Annotated in this window: 18 protein-coding genes; 11 read left to right on the forward strand and 7 right to left on the reverse strand. The window is 72.4% G+C overall.

Going from position 1 to position 17,967, the window contains the following annotated elements; all coding sequences use genetic code 11:
- Positions 1–30: 30 nt before the first annotated feature.
- On the forward strand, positions 31–249 hold the full coding sequence (locus ABZW10_RS00230; RefSeq protein ID WP_355357431.1) for a dodecin: 219 nt from the start codon (positions 31–33) through the stop codon (positions 247–249).
- On the opposite strand, the gene ABZW10_RS00235 is transcribed toward ABZW10_RS00230, so the two are convergent.
- The 3 genes from ABZW10_RS00235 to ABZW10_RS00245 are packed head-to-tail and all read right to left on the reverse strand — an operon-like array spanning position 246 to position 3,159.
- Positions 246–1,073 carry a heme ABC transporter ATP-binding protein gene (locus ABZW10_RS00235; protein WP_355357434.1) on the reverse strand — a complete coding sequence of 276 codons (828 nt, stop codon included), beginning with the start codon at positions 1,071–1,073 and terminating at the stop codon, positions 246–248. The genes ABZW10_RS00230 and ABZW10_RS00235 overlap by 4 nt on opposite strands.
- On the reverse strand, positions 1,070–2,140 hold the full coding sequence (locus ABZW10_RS00240) for an iron ABC transporter permease (protein ID WP_355357437.1): 1,071 nt from the start codon (positions 2,138–2,140) through the stop codon (positions 1,070–1,072). The genes ABZW10_RS00235 and ABZW10_RS00240 overlap by 4 nt, the downstream gene beginning before the upstream one ends.
- Positions 2,137–3,159, reverse strand: a complete 1,023-nt coding sequence (locus ABZW10_RS00245; RefSeq protein ID WP_355357440.1) for an ABC transporter substrate-binding protein — start codon at positions 3,157–3,159, stop codon at positions 2,137–2,139. Before ABZW10_RS00245 ends, ABZW10_RS00240 begins: the two co-directional genes overlap by 4 nt.
- 162 nt (positions 3,160–3,321) lie before the next feature.
- Here ABZW10_RS00245 and ABZW10_RS00250 point away from each other — a divergent pair, with 162 nt between their 5' ends.
- Together ABZW10_RS00250 and ABZW10_RS00255 are read left to right on the forward strand one after the other, a co-directional pair.
- Complete coding sequence (locus ABZW10_RS00250; RefSeq protein WP_355357443.1) at positions 3,322–4,851, forward strand: HtaA domain-containing protein; 1,530 nt, start codon at positions 3,322–3,324, stop codon at positions 4,849–4,851.
- Positions 4,852–4,898: 47 nt separating this feature from the next.
- On the forward strand, positions 4,899–6,563 hold the full coding sequence (locus ABZW10_RS00255) for an HtaA domain-containing protein (RefSeq protein WP_355357446.1): 1,665 nt from the start codon (positions 4,899–4,901) through the stop codon (positions 6,561–6,563).
- A 155-nt stretch (positions 6,564–6,718) separates the two neighbouring features.
- On the opposite strand, the gene ABZW10_RS00260 is transcribed toward ABZW10_RS00255, so the two are convergent.
- Together ABZW10_RS00260 and ABZW10_RS00265 are read right to left on the reverse strand one after the other, a co-directional pair.
- The gene (locus ABZW10_RS00260; protein WP_355357449.1) at positions 6,719–6,913 is read right to left on the reverse strand and encodes a DUF397 domain-containing protein; all 195 of its coding nucleotides are present in this window, start codon (positions 6,911–6,913) and stop codon (positions 6,719–6,721) included.
- A gap of 11 nt (positions 6,914–6,924) precedes the next feature.
- Entirely contained in the window at positions 6,925–7,785 is an 861-nt protein-coding gene (locus tag ABZW10_RS00265) for a helix-turn-helix transcriptional regulator (protein WP_355357452.1), read from the reverse strand.
- Between the two features lie 195 nt (positions 7,786–7,980).
- Here ABZW10_RS00265 and ABZW10_RS00270 point away from each other — a divergent pair, with 195 nt between their 5' ends.
- The 3 genes from ABZW10_RS00270 to ABZW10_RS00280 are packed head-to-tail and all read left to right on the forward strand — an operon-like array spanning position 7,981 to position 8,914.
- Positions 7,981–8,466, forward strand: coding sequence for an ATP-binding protein (locus ABZW10_RS00270; protein WP_355357455.1), 486 nt, complete (start codon positions 7,981–7,983; stop codon positions 8,464–8,466).
- Positions 8,463–8,681: a hypothetical protein gene (locus ABZW10_RS00275; RefSeq protein ID WP_355357458.1), complete on the forward strand. Its 219-nt coding sequence runs from the start codon at positions 8,463–8,465 to the stop codon at positions 8,679–8,681. Before ABZW10_RS00270 ends, ABZW10_RS00275 begins: the two co-directional genes overlap by 4 nt.
- A complete protein-coding gene (locus ABZW10_RS00280; protein ID WP_355357461.1) occupies positions 8,678–8,914 on the forward strand; it encodes a hypothetical protein in 237 nt (78 codons plus the stop codon). The genes ABZW10_RS00275 and ABZW10_RS00280 overlap by 4 nt, the downstream gene beginning before the upstream one ends.
- Positions 8,915–9,078: 164 nt before the next feature.
- On the opposite strand, the gene ABZW10_RS00285 is transcribed toward ABZW10_RS00280, so the two are convergent.
- Together ABZW10_RS00285 and ABZW10_RS00290 are read right to left on the reverse strand one after the other, a co-directional pair.
- Entirely contained in the window at positions 9,079–9,753 is a 675-nt protein-coding gene (locus ABZW10_RS00285; RefSeq protein ID WP_355357463.1) for a biliverdin-producing heme oxygenase, read from the reverse strand.
- Between the two features lie 218 nt (positions 9,754–9,971).
- The gene (locus tag ABZW10_RS00290) at positions 9,972–10,463 is read right to left on the reverse strand and encodes an inorganic diphosphatase (protein ID WP_030397564.1); all 492 of its coding nucleotides are present in this window, start codon (positions 10,461–10,463) and stop codon (positions 9,972–9,974) included.
- Positions 10,464–10,606: 143 nt separating this feature from the next.
- Between ABZW10_RS00290 and dacB the strand changes: the two genes are divergently transcribed.
- The 5 genes from dacB to ftsH all read left to right on the forward strand — a co-directional run bounded on the left by dacB (position 10,607) and on the right by ftsH (position 17,930).
- Entirely contained in the window at positions 10,607–12,223 is a 1,617-nt protein-coding gene (gene dacB, locus ABZW10_RS00295) for a D-alanyl-D-alanine carboxypeptidase/D-alanyl-D-alanine-endopeptidase (protein ID WP_355357467.1), read from the forward strand.
- A 198-nt stretch (positions 12,224–12,421) separates the two neighbouring features.
- Positions 12,422–13,603, forward strand: coding sequence for a zinc-dependent metalloprotease (locus ABZW10_RS00300; protein ID WP_355357469.1), 1,182 nt, complete (start codon positions 12,422–12,424; stop codon positions 13,601–13,603).
- A gap of 265 nt (positions 13,604–13,868) precedes the next feature.
- Complete coding sequence (tilS, locus tag ABZW10_RS00305; protein ID WP_355357472.1) at positions 13,869–15,026, forward strand: tRNA lysidine(34) synthetase TilS; 1,158 nt, start codon at positions 13,869–13,871, stop codon at positions 15,024–15,026.
- 71 nt (positions 15,027–15,097) lie between these two features.
- Entirely contained in the window at positions 15,098–15,652 is a 555-nt protein-coding gene (gene hpt, locus ABZW10_RS00310; protein WP_049654051.1) for a hypoxanthine phosphoribosyltransferase, read from the forward strand.
- 226 nt (positions 15,653–15,878) lie between these two features.
- The gene (ftsH, locus tag ABZW10_RS00315; RefSeq protein ID WP_355357475.1) at positions 15,879–17,930 is read left to right on the forward strand and encodes an ATP-dependent zinc metalloprotease FtsH; all 2,052 of its coding nucleotides are present in this window, start codon (positions 15,879–15,881) and stop codon (positions 17,928–17,930) included.
- The last annotated feature ends 37 nt before the right edge of the window (positions 17,931–17,967 follow it).

Raw genomic sequence — 17,967 nt, forward strand, 5'->3', positions numbered from 1 at the left:
GGGGGCCGTCGTACAGCTGAGGAGTCCGCCATGAGCGAGCACGTATACCGGGTGACCGAGATCGTCGGGTCCTCGACGGAGAGCGTCGACGCCGCGATCCGCAACGGCATCGAGCGTGCCTCCCGGACGCTGCGCCACCTCGACTGGTTCGAGGTGGCGCAGGTCCGCGGCCACCTCGCCGAGGGGCGGATCAAGCACTACCAGGTGTGCATGAAAGTCGGCTTCCGGCTGGAGGACGACGAGGCCTAAGCACGCTCCGGCAGCACCAGCGGCACCCCCGTGCGCGGGTGCGGCAGCACCTCGACCGGGTGCCCATACACCTCGCTGAGCAGCGGCGCGCGCAGCACCTCGGCCACCGGTCCGTCGGCGACGGTCGCGCCGTCGGTCAGCAGCACCACCCGGTCGGCGTAGGCCGCGGCGAGCGACAGGTCGTGCAGGACGACGACCACGCCGTCCCCCGCGGCGGCCCGGGTGCGGGCCAGGCGCAGCACCAGTTCCTGGTGGCGCAGGTCGAGCGCGGCGGTGGGTTCGTCGAGCAGCAGCAGCGCGGTGCGCTGGGCGAGCACCCGGGCCAGCGCCACCCGGGCCCGTTCGCCGCCGGAGAGCGCGGTGAACGGCCGCCCGGCGAAGGCGGCGGACTCGGTCGCGGCCATCGCTTCGTCGACCACCCGCCCGTCCTCGGCGGCGGCCGCGGTGCCGGCCCAGGGGGCGCGGCCCATCCGGACCACCTCGTCGGCGGGGAACGGGAAGGACAGCGCGGCCGCCTGCGGCAGCAGCGCGCGGCGGCGGGCGAGGTCGGCGGGCCGGTAGCCGGCCAGCGGGCGGCCGTCCAGCCGGACCTCGCCGGCGGTCGGCGTGAGGTCGCCGGCCAGCACGGAGAGCAGGGTGGACTTGCCGGCACCGTTCGGTCCGAGCAGGGCGACCACCTCGCCGGCGGTGACCCGGACGTCGGCCCCGGCCAGCAGCTCGCGCCCGCCGACGGTCAGCCGGACGGCCTCGGCGGTGAGCAGTTCGGTGCCCGGGGCGGGCCGTGCGGGTACCTCGGGCCGGTTGCGCAGGGCGCCGATCCTCATGCCCAGCCTCCCTGCTTGGTCCTGGTGCGGCGCAGCAGCCAGAAGAAGAACGGGCTGCCGATCAGCGCGGTGAGCACGCCGAGCGGGAGTTCGGCCGGTTCGGCCAGGGTGCGCGCGGCGAGGTCGGCGGCGACCAGCACGAGGGCGCCGCCGAGCGCGGAGGCGGGCAGCAGGAAGCGGTGGCCGGGGCCGGCGACCATCCGCAGCAGGTGCGGGACGACCAGGCCGACGAAGCCGATGATGCCGCTGACCGCGACGGCGGCGGCGGTGAGCAGGGCGACCACGGTGATCAGCACCAGCCGCATCCGCTCGACGTCCACGCCGAGGTGCCGGGCCGGCCGTTCGCCGAGCGCCAGCAGGTCCAGCGAGCGCGCGTAGCGGGGCGCGACGGCGAGGCCGACCAGGGCGAACGGGAGGACGGCGAGCACCTTGCCCCAGGTGGCCTGGGAGAGCGAGCCGAGCTGCCAGAAGGTGACCTGGCTGATCGCCGCGGAGTCGGCGGTGAACAGGAACAGGCCGATCAGGGCGCCGCAGAAGGCGTTCACCGCGACGCCGGTGAGGATCAGGGTGACCACCTCGGTGCGGCCGCCGGAGCGGGACATCGCGTAGACCGCGAAGACGGTCAGCAGGCCGGTGGCGAAGGCGGAGGCGGTCACCGTCCAGGTGCCGAGCGCGTCCAGGCCGAGCACGATGCAGCCGACCGCGCCGACCGCGCCGCCGGAGGAGACACCGATGACGGCCGGTTCGGCGAGCGGGTTGCCGAAGACGCCCTGCATCAGCGCGCCCGCGCAGCCGAGCGAGCCGCCGACCAGCAGGGCGAGCACCACCCGGGGGAGCCGGACGTTCCAGAGCACCGACTCGGGGACGCGGTCGAGGGCGTGGCCGCCGAGGCCGAGCCGGTGGCCGAAGGAGGCGAGGATGTCGCCGAGCGGGATGCGGTAGGCGCCGATGCCGGCCGCGAGCAGGGCGAACAGCAGCAGGGTGACGGCGAGACCGGTGGTGAGCAGGGCGGTGCGGCTGGTGCGCCTGGCCGCGGGAAGGCTCTTGCCGGTGACGGCGGCGGTCATCGGGCGGCCTTCGGGTAGAGCTGTTCGGCGATCTCGCGGATCACCTGCGGGGTGCGCGGCCCGTAGCTGAGCAGCTGGCCGTCCTCGACGGAGACGATCCGGCGGTCGAGCCCGGCCGGGGTCTGGGCGACGCCGGCCAGCTTGAGCAGGCCGTCGACGCCGCCGACGGAGTCGAGCCCCTTGCTCATCACCAGGATCGCGTCGGGGGCGGCCTTGACCAGGGCCTCGCTGGTGAGCGGGGTGAAGTCGCCGCTGAGCCCGGCGGCGGTGCCGGCGTCCTCGCCGCCGACCGCCTCGATCAGCGAGCCGGCGCCGGAGGCGGGGCCGCCGAGCAGATAGACGGAGGCGCTGCCGCGAAGGTAGAGGAAGGCGACCTTGGGGCGCTGTCCGACGGCGGGCAGGGCGGCCTTCGCCTCGGTGATCCGCTGCTCGGTGCGCTCCTTCAACTGCCGCCCGGCGTCGGGGACTCCGAGGGCGGCGGCGACGGTGTCGATGCGCGGGCCGACGTCCTCCAGCCGCTTGGCGTCGTCCAGGACGAGCAGCGGGACGCCGGCCGCGCGGATCTGCGCGATCGCCTCGGCCGGGCCGGTGGAGCGGTCGGCGAGCACGACGGTCGGGTGCAGGGAGAGCACGCCTTCGGCGGAGACGTCGTGGGCCTGGGTGATCACGGGCAGGGCGGTGGCCTGCTCGAAGGTGGTGGAGACGTCCCGGGCGACGACCTTGGGGCCGAGGCCGAGGCTGAAGACGATCTCGGCCAGGCTGCCGTTGAGCGGGATGATCCGCTCGGCGCTGGTGACGGTGGTGGTCCGGCCGTCGGCGGAGGCCGCGGTGGCGGGGAGCTGCGGGGCGGGCGCGTCGGGCAGCGGCTCGACGGTGTCCGGGGCCTGTGTGCCGGTGCCGGTGGCCTCGCCCGTGCTGGTCGAGAAGCCGCAGGCCGTCAGGGCGAACAGCAGGCCGAGGAGGAGCAGCAGGATCGCGGGGCCGCGCGCGGCCCGATGTCGGGTGGTACTGCTGCTCAACGTCGTTCCCTTCGTCGGGAGTTGTCGCCGCCGGTGGGTGGGGTGCGGGGGTGCCCGGCGGGGCTCTTGACTCATATATTAGGTTAGCCTTACCTAAAACTCGCAAGGGGGTCGGTGATGTGCCGACCCCGCTTTCCCCTGTCGCGCCGAGGAGTGATCCGCGTGCCTCTGCCCCATCGGCTCCGCCGTCTGACCGCCGGCCTGGTGGCCGCCCTGGCGGCCCTGTTGACGGTCGCCCTGCTGCCCGGACAGGCGGTCGCGGCCGAGGGGCGGGTGTCCGGCGGGCGGCTCGACTGGGGGATCAAGCAGTCCTTCCTGACGTACGTCACCGGGCCCATCGCCCAGGGAAGTTGGGCGCTCACCGGCGGCGCGGCCACGGTCGCCGGCAGCGGCTTCCGGTTCCACTCCGCCACCGGTACGTACGACCCGGCGAGCGGCGCGCTGAGCGCGGCGTTCACCGGCGGGGTCCGGTTCACCGGGCACCAGGAGAGCGGCGCCAACGCACTCGACCTGAGCATCGGACGGCTCACCTTCCGGGCCGCCCCGGGCGGTTCGGCCGGGCTGTACGCGGACGTCAGCAGCAAGTCCCGGGAGACCGGTCAGGTCAGCAACGCGAGCCAGGCCAAGATCGCCGACCTCTCGCTGGCCGGCGTCGACCTGCGCGGCGCGGCCGGCACCCTGACGCTCAACAACGTCCCGGCGACGCTGACCGACGCGGGGGCCAAGGCCTTCAGCGGGTTCTACACCGCCGGGACGGCGCTCGACCCGGTCAACCTGTCGGTCAACCTCCCGGCGGCTCAGCCGACCTCGGCGGCGCCGAGTGCCACCGCGACCGCTACTCCCGGCGCCACCGCCACCGCCACTGCCTCCGCCTCCGCCTCCGCCACCGCTTCGCCGAGCGCCGCGCCGTCGTCGGCCGCCCCGGCGGCACCGGCCGACACCCCGGCCCCGACCACCGCTCCGGCCGCCGCCGCCACCGAGTTCGGCAACGGCGCGCTCGACTGGGGGGTGCGCCGAACCTTCCGCGACTACGTCACCGGCGCCATCGCCCAGGGCCGTTGGGAGACCACCGGCGGCGCGGCGGACGGCGGCGCGTTCTTCCGCTGGACGCCCGCCAAGGGCAGCTACGACCCGGCGAGCGGCGCGCTGAGCGCCGCGTTCACCGGCAGCGTCCGCTTCACCGGCCTGAAGAGCGGCGACGCCTACGCCCTGGACCTCACCCTGGCCAACCCGGGCATCACCGTCGCCGACGGCAAGGGCGTGCTGCGCGCCGACGTCTCCGGCCGTACGCCGGACGGCGCCGCCCAGCAGCTCACCGGCGTCGAGCTGGCGACCTTCGACCCGGCCGGCCTCACCTCCGAGGGCGGGCTGCTCAAGGCCGTCGAACTCCCGCTCACGCTCACCGAGCCGGGCGGCAAGGCCTTCGGCGGGCTGTACCCGGCGGGCACCGTGATGGACCCGCTGAGCTTCGCCGTCGCCCTCGACCCGGCCGCCGCCCTCCCGCCGCTGCCGGACCTCGGCAGCGCCCCGGCCGTCGCGCCGAGCCCGTCCGTCACGCCGGTCGCGGCCACGGTCGACGGCGGTGGCTCGGACGGTGTGCCGACGGCGGCCGTGGTGGCCGGTGGCCTGCTCGCCGCTGCGCTGGCCGCGGCCGGTGGGGTGGTTCTCTTCCGCCGCCGCCGTCGCGCCTGACCCCCCTCCCCACCTCCTTCCCCCGTTCATCGATCGGAGTTCCCCCCATGTCCCGCAACCGCACCCGGCTGGCCGCCCTGGCCGCCGTCACCGCCGGCCTCGGCCTGACCGCCTTCGGCGCCCCGGCCCTGGCCTTCGGCGCCGGCGCGCCGAGCAGCGTCACCTACGACACCGGCGCGCTGGACTGGGGCGTGAAGGCCAGCTTCCGCAACTACATCGAGAGCCCGGCCTCTCAGGGCGGCGCGATCGAGCTGACCGACGGTGCGACCCGCAACGCCGACGGCACCTTCCACTTCGGCCTGGCGAGCGCCAAGTACGACCTCACCACCCACGCGCTCAGCTCCTCCTTCACCGGCGGCGTGCACTTCACGGCCCACCACGGGGCGCTGGACGTGGCACTCAGCGACCTGAAGATCACCACGTCGGGGACGGCCGGCACGCTCACGGCCGACACCGCCTCCAAGGAGTCGATGGGCGCGGCGGAGGTCACCAAGCGGGACGACGTGCCGCTGGTGACGTTCACCGTCGGCCGGGACACCACGACGGGCGTGCCGACGGCGGCGAAGCTGACGGAGGAGGGCGCGAAGGCGTTCGCGGGCTTCTACCAGGCCGGCGCGGACATGGACCCGCTGGCGCTGCTGCTCCAGCAGAGCCCGGCCACCCCGTCCCCGACGGCGACGCCGACTGCTACGGCCACGCCTACGGCCACTCCGACGGCGACGGCGACGGCGACTCCGACCCCGACCCCGACCGCCGAGCCGTCCACCACGGCCACCGCCTCCCCGTCGGCCACCGCGACCGCCGAGCCCACGGCCACCGCCACCGCCACCGCTTCGCCGTCCGCCACGCAGACCCCGACGGCCACCTCCTCGCCGTCCGCGACCTCGTCCCCGTCCGCCACCGGTACCCCGTCCACCGCGCCGAGCGGCAACGGTGAACTCGCCGTCGTCAACGGCACGCTGGACTGGTCGGTCAAGGAGAGTTTCCGCAAGTACCTGCAGAGCCCGGTGGCCAACGGCAAGGTCGAGTTCGGCGGCGGTGCGGCCGACTACCGCTTCGGCGGGGCGAACGGCAGCTACAACACCAAGAGCCACACCCTGTCGGCGGGCTTCGCCGGCTCGGTGCGCTTCCTCGGCCACCCGGCCGCGGGGGGTGGCTACCAGCTCGACACCGCCCTCTCCAAGCTCGGCCTGAGCATCTCCAAGGACGGCGCCTACCTGACGGCCGACGTCAACGCCAAGTCCCTGGACGGGAAGACGACGTCGCTGTCCGGTGCGCGGATCGCCAAGCTGGACGTGTCGAAGGCGAACCTCACCCCGGTGAACGGTGTGGTCACGCTCAACGCCGTCCCGGCCACGCTGACCGCCGAGGGCGTCCCGGCCTTCGTCAACTACAAGGAGGGCGACGCCCTCGACCCGGTCACCGTTTCGCTGGCCTTCGACAAGAACGCCCAGCTGCCCACCACCCAGCCGAGCAACGGCACTGCGGGCGGTACCACCACCGGCACGACCGGTACGACCGGCTCCACCGGTACCGGATCCGGGACCGTCGGCGGCGCCTCCCTGACCACCACCGGTGGCAGCACCGGCGTGCTGGCCTCCACCGGTTCCTCCACCCCGGTGGCCCCCCTCCTGGCCACCGCCGGCGGCCTGCTGCTGCTCGGCGGCGGCGCCACCGCCCTGGCCCGCCACCGCAAGTCCACCGGCGCCTGATGCGGGCTGCGGAGTAGGAAGTCGGCGGATCCGACTTCCTACTCCGGCACGCTGAACAACGTCATCCGGTGGCCCTCGCTCGATCAGAGCGAGGGCCACTGTGGTTGCGCAGGAAGTCGGGCCCGCCGACTTCCTGCGCGACGGGAAGGCCGAGGCTATGCGTGGTGGTCGAGTTCGCCGGTCTTGATGGCGCCGAGAAGATCGGTGAAGGCGGCTGGGGTGGTGCGAAGTATGACGTCACCGTCGTCGGACTCCCGGAGTTCGACCAGGCCAACGGTTCCCGAGCGGACCTCGACGCAGTTGGAGTCATCTCCGCTGAAACTGGACTTCTGCCAATCGGGCCGTGACATGTGCGTCTTCCTTAGAGGGTGTAGCGGAGATGTTGAATCAGTCCCCACGAGTCATGCTCGACACGAGATCGTAGAGGGCGAGACGCGTCCAATGCCGGGAGCGCAAAGGACTTGAGTCGCTCGAACTTTGACTGATAGACGTCGATCTCGGCCTGCTCACTCAAGTACGAGGTACCGCCAGGGTGCTCCGTCAGCACTGTGTCCAAATCGCGGTGCGGGCCGTGCACGATCATGAAGGGCGTACCCGTGGAGACGTAGTCGGTGCAGCGGAAGGGCAGGACCTGGATCGTAACGTGCGGGAGTTCGCTGACCTCAACCAAGTGGTCCAGCTGGTCTCGCATGGCATTCGGGCCGCCGAATCGGGTATGCAGGGCGGCTTCATGGATCACTGCGTGGAAGGGAACGGCTCCGCCCTGGTCTATGACCTGCTGGCGGCTGCGACGGAATGCCACCTTTTTCTCATCGCCACTGAGGATGACCTCGCTGTAGCGCGGGACCTGAAGTAGCCCGGGGATCAGCAGCGTTTCATAGCTGGAGAGAGCTGTCGCGGTCGACTCGGCCTCGGCCAGATCGAGGGCTGAGGCGTTGACAAAGCCTTTGAAGGCACTCCACCAGCCCTTCCCGTTGCTGAGTCCCATCCTGTGCAGAGCCGCAGCATAGGTCTCATCCGTGTGGCCATAGGCATCCAGCAGAACGGTCAACCGATCCGGATCCAGCCCCGTGCGACCGGCCTCGATGTGGCTGAGTTGCGGGCCTCCCATGCCGACGAGTGCGCCGGCATCTTTGACTGCCAGCCCGGCGCCCTCGCGGAGGCGCCTCAGTTCAGCACCGAAGCGCCGCTGCCTCTCACTGATGTGGATCCTGAGTGCCAAGGGGTGTCCTTCCGTGTCGGAGCAGTCTCCCGCTGTAAGGGCTCGGGATGCCACTCGCGCGGGTGAGGCCTCTCGCCCCTACCGGCTCATCTTCCCGGATCGTGTTGCACGCGTGGAACCTAATGACCTAACGTCAGTGTTGCGTCGATCACATGGCGGATCGTCAGTAATGCCAATTTCCAGGGCAGTAGGCGCATGCTGCCCATTTCGCACCGCAGAGCAGCCAGGTCCGGGCTGGCCTCGTTCACGGCGACGCATCCGTCGACGTTCTCTCCTCCCCTCCCTCCCTGCCTCTCCCCATGGAGGTCTCCCACGCGTGCCCTCAACCCGCCCGACTGCTCCACCTTCCGCGCCGAACTGCGCGCCAACCTCCGCTCCGCCGGCTGGCCGCCGGACGTCATCGCCGACGCCGAACTCGCCTTCCACGAGCTGTACATCAACGCCTGGCAGCACGCGGGCTCCCCGGCGCCGTCCGTCCTCGTCTTCCTGCGGCCCGCCACCCTGCGCGTCGCCGTCTGCGACGACTGCCCCGACCTGCCGCCCGAACCCCGCACGCCCACCGACCCCTACGCGACCTCCGGACGCGGCCTCCACCTCATCCGCGCCCTCACCCACCGCTTCGGCGCCCACCCCACCAAGACCGGCAAGGTCATCTGGTTCGAGCTGGACGCGGCCGCGTGACCCGCATGCCCTTCGCGCCGCAGGACAAGATCCTCCGCACCTACACCGAGCCCGAGATCGCCTCTCTCCTCCGCGAACTCCACGAGCGCGGCGAGCCCTTCGGTATCCGGTGGGGCTCCGCCACTGTCGACGGCACCACCGTCCACCTCGGCGACACCTCCCTCGCCATCTTCCTCAACCTCCTCGAACTCCTCCGTGAAGCGAGCCGGAAGTGACCGACTTCCTCATCGGTGCCGCCTTCGCCACCCTCCTCGCCCTCGCCACCGTGATCACCGGCGTCATCACCGCCCTCAAAGTCGGCCCGCCCCCGCCGCCCGTCACCCGCCACGGACGTTGGGAACTCCGCATCCTCCCCGACGGCACCCACGAATGCACCTGGATCGCCCGCCAGTCCGGCCACTTCAGCCCCGAAACCAACCCCGACAACCGCCGCCGCATACCCCGATGACACACCTCGGAGCAGGAAGTCGATCCTGCCGACTTCCTGCTCCGCCCAACCCCCGGCGAAGCAACGATCGGTGGCCCCTTGCGACAGCAGGCAAGGGGCCACCAGGAGCAACGCCGAAGAGCAGGAAGTCGGCCGGGCCGACTTCCTGCTCCATGTTCAGCCGTTCAGGCGCTCAGTGGGTACCGGGTGTCCAGGTCGCGGAAGAGGGCGCCGTTCAGCTGGAAGGCGCGCTTGCACTCCTCGACCACCCGGCGGCGCTCGACCTCGTCCATCGCCTCCCCGGCGGCGTCGAGCTTGGCGCGGTAGTCGCGCTTGAAGGCGGCCGGGTTGTCGACGCCCTCGAACACGTAGAACCGCACCCCGTCGCCCTTGCGCTCGAAGCCCCAGGTCTTCTCGGCGATGCCCCGGATGATCTGACCACCCGACAGGTCGCCCAGGTAGCGGGTGTAGTGATGGGCGACGTAGCCCGCCGGCCACTGCTCCGTGAGCTCCTCCAAGCGGGCGACGTACGCGGCGGTGGCGGGCAGCGGGGCGAGCCCCTCGCGCCACTGCGGGCCGCGCAGGTGGGCCAGGTCGCGCTCGATGGCCTCGGTGCGCAGCACCGCCGGATCGATGAAGGCGCCGGCCACCGGGTGCTTCGCCAGCTGCTCCGCCCGCTCCTCCAGCGCGCGGTAGACGAACCAGAGCTGGCCGGTGAGGTCGGCGTAGGCCTCGATGCCGAGGTGCCCGCCGAGCAGGCGGCTCATGAACGAGGACTGCTCGGCCGCCTCGTGCTCGGCGCTGCTCGCGGTGCGCAGCACGGTGGAGAACGGGACGACGGGCTGCTCGGGTATGGGCATGCGGGCCTCCAGAGATCGAGTACACCCCCGATTGCTTCGGTTAGCCTAACCTAAGCTCCTGTCATGCCGACAGGGTGTCGGGAAAAATCGCACGCCCCCGGGAACGCCGAAGGCCGGGGCCGCGGAAAACTCCGCGAACCCCGGCCTCCGACTGCCTCGACCTACCTCGGAGCCCCCCGGCGGACGGACCGCCGGACGGACGAGATGGGCGCGACGGCTCAGTGACCGCCCTGCTCCGCCAGGCGCTTGATCGACGCGGTGACCTCGGCCTCGGCCTCGGCGCGGCCGACCCAGTTGGCACCCTCGACGGACTTGCCGGGCTCCAGGTCCTTGTAGACCTCGAAGAAGTGCTGGATCTCCAGGCGGTCGAACTCCGACACGTGGTGGATGTCCTGCAGGTGCTCCCAGCGCGGGTCCGTCGCCGGGACGCAGAGCAGCTTGTCGTCGCCGCCGGCCTCGTCCGTCATCTTGAACATGCCGATGACGCGGCACTTGATCAGGCAACCGGGGAAGGTCGGCTCGTCCAGGATGACCAGGGCGTCCAGCGGGTCACCGTCGTCCGCCAGGGTGCCCTCGACGTAGCCGTAGTCGGCCGGGTAGCGGGTCGAGGTGAAGAGCATCCGGTCGAGCCGCAGACGGCCGGTCTCGTGGTCGACCTCGTACTTGTTACGAGAGCCCTTCGGGATTTCGATAAGGACGTCGAACTCCAACGGTTCCTCCAAGGTAGGGACTGACAGAATCCAAGTGTCTCCTACGGGAGTGAGTGCTCAGGAAAGGGGCCGGGTCGGTGCGAGCAGGGGCTGGGTCGGGGGACCGACGCGGGGGGACGGCCGCGGGGCTGTTCGGGGCGGCGTTGCTGGTCGCCGGAACGGTGCTCGGAACGGGTGGTGCGTACGCGCAGCCGTCCCCGACGCCGACCGGATCGGCCTCGCCGGGCGGCCGGTCCACCGGGAACGCCCAGGGGGACCAGGACGAGGGCAACGGCCGGCGGGACGACAAGGGGGACCACGGCGACCACGGGGACCACGGGGACCGGGGCAACCGGCCGGGCAGCCGCGGCAGCGAGTCGCCCCGCCCGTCCGCGAGCGCCACCGGTACGGCCACCACCGGCCCGGGCACCGGTACGGCGGGCACCGCCGGTGCCGCCACCACGCCGCCCGGCGCCAAGCCCACCGGAGCCGTCCGACCCGCCCCCACCGGCACGGTGCTGGCCGCCGCCGGGGCCGGGCCGGACACCGGCCTGCCCACCAGCCAAGGCCTCCAGCAGGCCCTCGCCGCCGTGCTCGCCGACAAGAGCCTCGGCACCGTCGGCCTCGCCGTCGCGGACGCCGCCGACGGCCAACTCCTCTACGGCACCGGCGAGAACACCGCCGCGACCCCGGCGTCCACCACCAAGCTGGCCACCTCGATCGCGGCCCTGTCGCTGATCCCCGGCGACACCCGGCTGACCACCCGGGTCGTCAAGAACGCGGCCACCGGCGGGATCACCCTCGTGGGTGGCGGTGACCCGACGCTGACCGCGCTCCCCGCCGACCAGGTGCAGATCGGCGGCATCCCCGCCGACCCGGACACCGCCCCCGCCTCGCTCGACGCGCTGGCCGCGCAGACCGCCGCCGCGCTGAAGGCCGCGGGCACCGGCACCGTCGCGCTCGACTACGACGTCTCCCTCTACACCGGCGCCCTGCTGCACAAGAACCACGACAACGAGAACATCCCCGCCGTCACGCCGCTGATGGTGGACGAGGCCAAGGTCGACCCGAGGAGCCGAGAGGACGCGCCCGCCCGTGTCGCCGACCCGGCCATGGCCGCCGCCGAGGCCTTCGCCGCGCTGCTCAAGGCCCAGGGCATCACCGTCCAGGGCAAGGCGAAGCAGGCCGCCGCCCCGGTCGCCGCCGACGCCCCCGTGCTCGGGCGGGTCGACTCCCCGACCGTGGCCCGGCTGGTCGAGCGGCTGCTGACCACCTCCGACAACACGCTCGCCGAGGCGATCGCCCGGCAGGCCGCGCTCGCCGCCCACCAGCCGGCCAGCTTCGAGGGCGCCGCCACCGCCGTCACCCAGGAACTCGCCCGGCTCGGCGTGCCGACCACCGGCATGGTGCTGAACGACGGCAGCGGCCTGCACACCGGCAACGCGATCCCGCCGGTCGTCCTGGTCAAGCTGCTCACGCTGGCCGCCTCGGCGGAGCACCCGACGCTGCGCCCGGTGCTGACCGGCCTGCCGATCGCCGGATTCACCGGCACCCTCGGCAAGCGCTTCGGCTCCACCTCGGGCGCCGCCGACGCGGCCGGCCTGGTCCGCGCCAAGACCGGCAGCCTGAGCGGCGTCAACACCCTGGCGGGCACCGTGGTGGACGCCGACGGCCGCCTCCTCTCCTTCGCCCTGATGACCCGGACCACCGCCCCCGCCGACACCGCCCGCACCGCCATGGACCGCGTCGTCGCCCGCCTCGCCGCCTGCGGCTGCCACTAGGTCAGGCCCCCCCGCCGGGCTCGGGAACCACGCCCGAGCCCGGCGAACGTGTGGGAGCCCGACGTGAGGCCGGGGCAGCCCGGGCCGTGCGGGGGCGGCGGGCGGCTTTCCCGGTGCTGTGCGACGAGGGCGGTGCGGGCCGTCATTGACCGGCCGTTCCGGCTCCCCCAGGCGGGCGGGAGCACGTACGGTGAGGGCATGACGAGCGCGAGCGGCGGTGCCGACATGGTCGACTGGAATCTCGCGGTCGCGACCGCGACCCGGCTGGTGCGGCCGGGGCCGGAGGTGAGCCGGGCCGAGGCGGGCGCGGTGGTCGCCGAGTTGCGTCGGCACGCCCTGGCGGCGGAGGAGCACGTGCGGGAGTTCACCGGCATGCGCTCCAGCAGCCTGACCGAGGCGGCCGCGACCCCGGTGCTGATCGTGGACCGGCCCGGCTGGGTGCGGGCCAACGTGGCGGGCTTCCGCACCATCGTGCAGCCGCTGGTGGAGAAGCTCCAGGCGCGGCGGGCGAACGGGTCGGCCTCCGCGGTGTTCGGCACGGTGGGGGAGAAGGCCACCGGCATCGAGGTGGGCGCGCTGCTGGCGTTCCTGGCCACCAAGGTGCTCGGCCAGTACGAGACCTTCGCCCCGGCCGAGCCCTCGCTGGAGGCGCCGGACAGCCCGGCCGCGCTGTTCGACAAGCCGCGGCTGGGCCCCGAGGGCCCCGGCCCCGGGCGGCTGCTGCTGGTGGCGCCGAACATCGTGCACGTGGAGCGGGAGCTGGACGTCGACCCGGCCGACTTCCGGCTCTGGGTCTGTCTGCACGAGGAGACCCACCGCACCCAGTTCACCGCGGTGCCCTGGCTGCGCGACCACATCCAGTCCGAGGTGCAGTCCTTCCTGGCCGAGACGGACGTCGACCCGGGCGCGCTGCTGGACCGGCTGAGGGACGCCGCCGGCTCGCTGGGCGCCGGGCTGCCGGGGCTCGGCGGCGCCCGGGGGGACAACTCCTCCTCGGCCGGTCTGCTGGAGATCGTCCAGTCGCCCGCCCAGCGGGAGATCCTCGCCCGGCTGACGGCCGTGATGTCCCTGCTGGAGGGGCACGCGGACGTGGTGATGGACGGCGTGGGCCCGGCGGTGGTGCCGAGCGTCTCCGAGATCCGCGAGAAGTTCCAGCAGCGCCGGGACCGCGGCGCCAACCGGCTGGACCTGGTGCTGCGCCGGCTGCTCGGCATGGACGCCAAGCTGCGCCAGTACCAGGACGGCGCGGTCTTCGTGCGGGGCGTGGTCGAGCAGGTCGGCATGGAGGGCTTCAACCGGGTCTGGACCTCGCCGAACACGCTGCCGACCAAGGAGGAGATCCACGACCCCGCCGCCTGGGTGGCCCGCGTCGCGCGCTGAGGCGGGGCCCGTAGGGGCCTGCGGGGGAGCAACCGGCGCTCAAACCCGTTCGTACGGGTGGTCCAGTCGTGCACATGGCGGGTGAAGATACGTTTCTTCATTCACCCGAACGTGGGACGGTGGTCGTACCGGTGGCGCGGGTGGCGTAGCGGGTGCCTCCTTTCTGCCACCATCTGTGAGCGCCCGGTAACAGGGTGCTCACAGATGCGCGGTCCCCGCCGCGCCCACCGTCGTCCTGTCCCCCCTCCGCCGAGGAGTCGTCGCCGTGGGCCCTCACCCCGCCGTCGCCGCGATACGCCTGGCCGTTCGCCGCGCCCTCACCGACCTCGCCGCCGAGGCCGGTTCCACCTTCACCGCGCCCGTCCGCGAGCCGCGGGAGCCGCGGGAGCGCACCGGCGCCGCGCTGCCCGCCGCCGCGTTGCCCGTCGCGCTGCCCGCCACCGTCGGCACCACGCTGATCGGCAACGCCCACCGCCACCCCTCCGGGCTGCCCCGCACCCCCGCCGCGCCCGGCTCGCCGCTGGTCCTGGTCGCCGTCAGCGGCGGCGCGGACTCCATGGCGCTCGCCATCGCGGCCGCCTTCGAGGCCCCCAAGATCGGCCTGCGGGTCGGCGCCGTCACCGTCGACCACGGTCTGCAGGCGGGCTCCGCCGAGCGCGCCGCCCAGGTCGCCGGTCGGCTGCGGGAGCTGGGCCTGGACCCGGTCGAGGCGGTCGCCGTGCGGGTCGGCCGGGACGGCGGCCCCGAGGCCGCCGCCCGGGACGCCCGCTACGCCGCGCTGGACGAGGCCGCCGAGCGGCACGCCGCGGTCGCCGTGCTGCTCGGCCACACCCGCGACGACCAGGCCGAGACCGTCCTGCTGGGCCTGGCCCGCGGCTCGGGCGCCCGCTCGCTGGCCGGGATGCCGGCCCAGAAGGGCCGCTACCGCCGCCCGCTGCTGGAGCTGGACCGGGCCGCCACCCGGCAGGCCTGCTCCGCCCAGGCGATCCCGGTCTGGGACGACCCGCACAACTGCGACCCGGCCTACACCCGCTCCCGGGTCCGCCACGAGGTGCTGCCGGTGCTGGAGAAGCACCTGGGCGGCGGGGTGGTCGAGGCGCTGGCCCGCACCGCCCGGCTGTTCCGCGACGACGCCGACGCACTCGACCAGTGGGCCTCCCTCGCCGAGCGTGACATCCGTACGGGCGACGGTGCCCTGGACGCGGCCAAACTGGCCGAACTCCCCCCCGCGGTGCGCCGCCGGGTGCTGCGCCGGGCCGCGCTGCGGGCGGGCTGTCCGGCCGGGGACCTGTTCGCCCGGCACCTCGAAACGATCGACCTGCTGGTCACCGGATGGCGCGGCCAGGGGCCGCTGCACCTACCCGGGGGCGTCGAAGCGACCCGGCGGTGTGGCACGCTGGTCTTTCGGCGACAGGGCGACTGACGGGCGGGCATGCCCCGGGGGAGCCGGCCGCCGGCCATCCAGACCCCGACACGTTTGAGGACGTATCCCCGGTGGACCAGAACGACATGGGCGCTGACCTCGCGAAGGTGCTCATCAGCAAGGACGAGATCGACGCCAAGCTCCTGGAGCTGGCCGAGCGCATCGACCGGGACTACGCAGGCAAGGACCTGCTGATCGTCGGCGTCCTCAAGGGGGCCGTGATGGTCATGGCGGACCTGGCCCGCACCCTGCACTCGCAGGTCACCATGGACTGGATGGCCGTCTCCTCCTACGGGATGGGCACCAAGTCCTCCGGCGTGGTGCGGATCCTGAAGGACCTCGACACCGACATCGCCGGCCGCGACGTGCTGATCGTCGAGGACATCATCGACTCCGGTCTGACCCTGTCCTGGCTGCTCGGCAACCTGGGCTCGCGCGGCCCGGCCTCCCTGGAGGTCTGTGCCCTGCTGCGCAAGCCGGACGCGGCGAAGGTCGAGATCGACGTCAAGTACGTCGGCTTCGACATCCCCAACGAGTTCGTCGTCGGCTACGGCCTCGACTACGCGGAGAAGCTGCGCAACCTGCCGTTCATCGGCACCCTCGCGCCGCACGTCTACGGCGGCTGAGAACCCGTTCGGACGACGGGCGGGAACAGGAGCCTGTTCCCACCCGTTGGATCCGGGGGACCATAGAAGAACGTCGTATCGCCGTGCTCCCGCCACGTGGGGGTCGCACTGCGGTACGGTCCAATAAACCGCTCTTCACATGAGCACTGACCGAATGCGCCGGCGGCCCACAGCCACGCGGCGCCGTTGAGTGGCAGGAGGGACGGGGCGGCAACGCCCCGCATGGATGGACGTCAAGCGATACTTCCGTGCGCCGATCATGTGGATCGTGCTGGCCGTCCTCGCCGTTGTCGTGCTGATGCAGGTCGTTTCGGACTCGAACGGCTACAAGACGGTGGACACCGGCCAGGTCGTTGCAGCGATCGACGCGAAGCAGGTCAAGTCGGCGCAGATCACCACGGGTGATTCGAACACCATCAAGATTCAGCTGAAGGACGGCGCCAAGCTGCCCAACGTGGGCACCGGCAAGCCGCAGTCCGGCAGCAAGTTCCAGGCCTCGTACATCGGCGACCAGGGCGTCGCGATCGCCGACAAGCTGCAGGCCCAGATCAACGACAACGACCAGAGCACGCTCTCCGAGGGCTACACCATCAGCCCGGAGAAGCAGAGCACCCTCGTCAGCCTGCTGCTGTCGATGCTGCCCATCGTGATCATCGTGCTGGTCTTCCTGTTCCTGATGAACCAGATGCAGGGCGGCGGCTCGCGCGTCATGCAGTTCGGCAAGTCCAAGGCCAAGCTGCTCACCAAGGACACCCCGAAGACCACCTTCGCCGACGTCGCCGGCGCGGACGAGGCGGTCGAGGAGCTCCACGAGATCAAGGAGTTCCTGCAGGAGCCGGCCAAGTTCCAGGCCGTCGGCGCCAAGATCCCCAAGGGCGTGCTGCTCTACGGCCCGCCCGGTACCGGCAAGACCCTGCTGGCGCGCGCCGTCGCGGGCGAGGCCGGCGTGCCGTTCTACTCGATCTCGGGCTCGGACTTCGTCGAGATGTTCGTCGGTGTCGGCGCCAGCCGCGTCCGCGACCTCTTCGAGCAGGCCAAGGCGAACGCCCCGGCGATCGTCTTCGTCGACGAGATCGACGCCGTCGGCCGGCACCGCGGTGCGGGCCTCGGCGGCGGCCACGACGAGCGTGAGCAGACCCTCAACCAGCTGCTGGTCGAGATGGACGGCTTCGACGTCAAGGGCGGCGTCATCCTGATCGCCGCCACCAACCGCCCGGACATCCTGGACCCGGCGCTGCTGCGCCCGGGCCGCTTCGACCGCCAGATCGCGGTCGAGCGCCCCGACCTCCAGGGCCGTCTGGACATCCTCAAGGTGCACCAGAAGGGCAAGCCGATCGCGCCCGACGTCGACCTCTCGGCCGTCGCCAAGCGCACCCCCGGCTTCACCGGTGCCGATCTGTCGAACGTCCTGAACGAGGCGGCCCTGCTGACCGCCCGCTCGGACAAGAAGCTGATCGACAACAACATCCTGGACGAGGCGATCGACCGCGTCGTGGCGGGTCCGCAGAAGCGCACGCGGATCATGTCCGACAAGGAGAAGAAGATCACCGCGTACCACGAGGGCGGTCACGCCCTGGTGGCGGCGGCCTGCCAGTACAGCGACCCGGTGCACAAGATCACCATCCTGTCCCGCGGCCGGGCCCTCGGCTACACCATGGTGCTGCCGGAAGAGGACAAGTACTCCACCACCCGCAACGAGATGCTCGACCAGCTGGCCTACATGCTGGGCGGGCGTGCGGCGGAGGAGCTGGTCTTCCACGACCCGACCACCGGTGCCTCGAACGACATCGAGAAGGCCACCGCCACCGCGCGGGCCATGGTCACCCAGTACGGCATGACCGAGCGGCTGGGCGCGATCAAGTTCGGCAGCGACAACTCGGAGCCGTTCCTGGGCCGCGAGATGGGTCACCAGCGCGACTACTCCGAGGAGGTCGCCGGGCTGGTCGACGAGGAGGTCAAGAAGCTCATCGAGTCCGCGCACAACGAGGCCTGGGAGATCCTGGTCGAGAACCGCGACGTGCTCGACAACCTGGTTCTGGAGCTCCTGGAGAAGGAGACCCTCAACAAGGAGCAGATCGCCGAGATCTTCGCCCCGATCGTCAAGCGCCCGGCCCGTCCGGCGTGGACCGGCTCCGCCCGCCGGACGCCGTCCACCCGCCCGCCGGTGCAGTCGCCCAAGGAGCTGGCGCTCACCAACGGCGCCACCGCCGCCGAGGCCGCCCCGGCCGACGTGGTGAAGCTCCCACCGCTGCCGATCGACCCGCCCACCGAGGGCTGACGGGAGCCCGGCACCCGACGGAATGGATGCCGCGTCA

Source organism: Kitasatospora sp. NPDC004723 (assembly GCF_040609255.1).
Taxonomy (GTDB): Bacteria; Actinomycetota; Actinomycetes; order Streptomycetales; family Streptomycetaceae; genus Kitasatospora.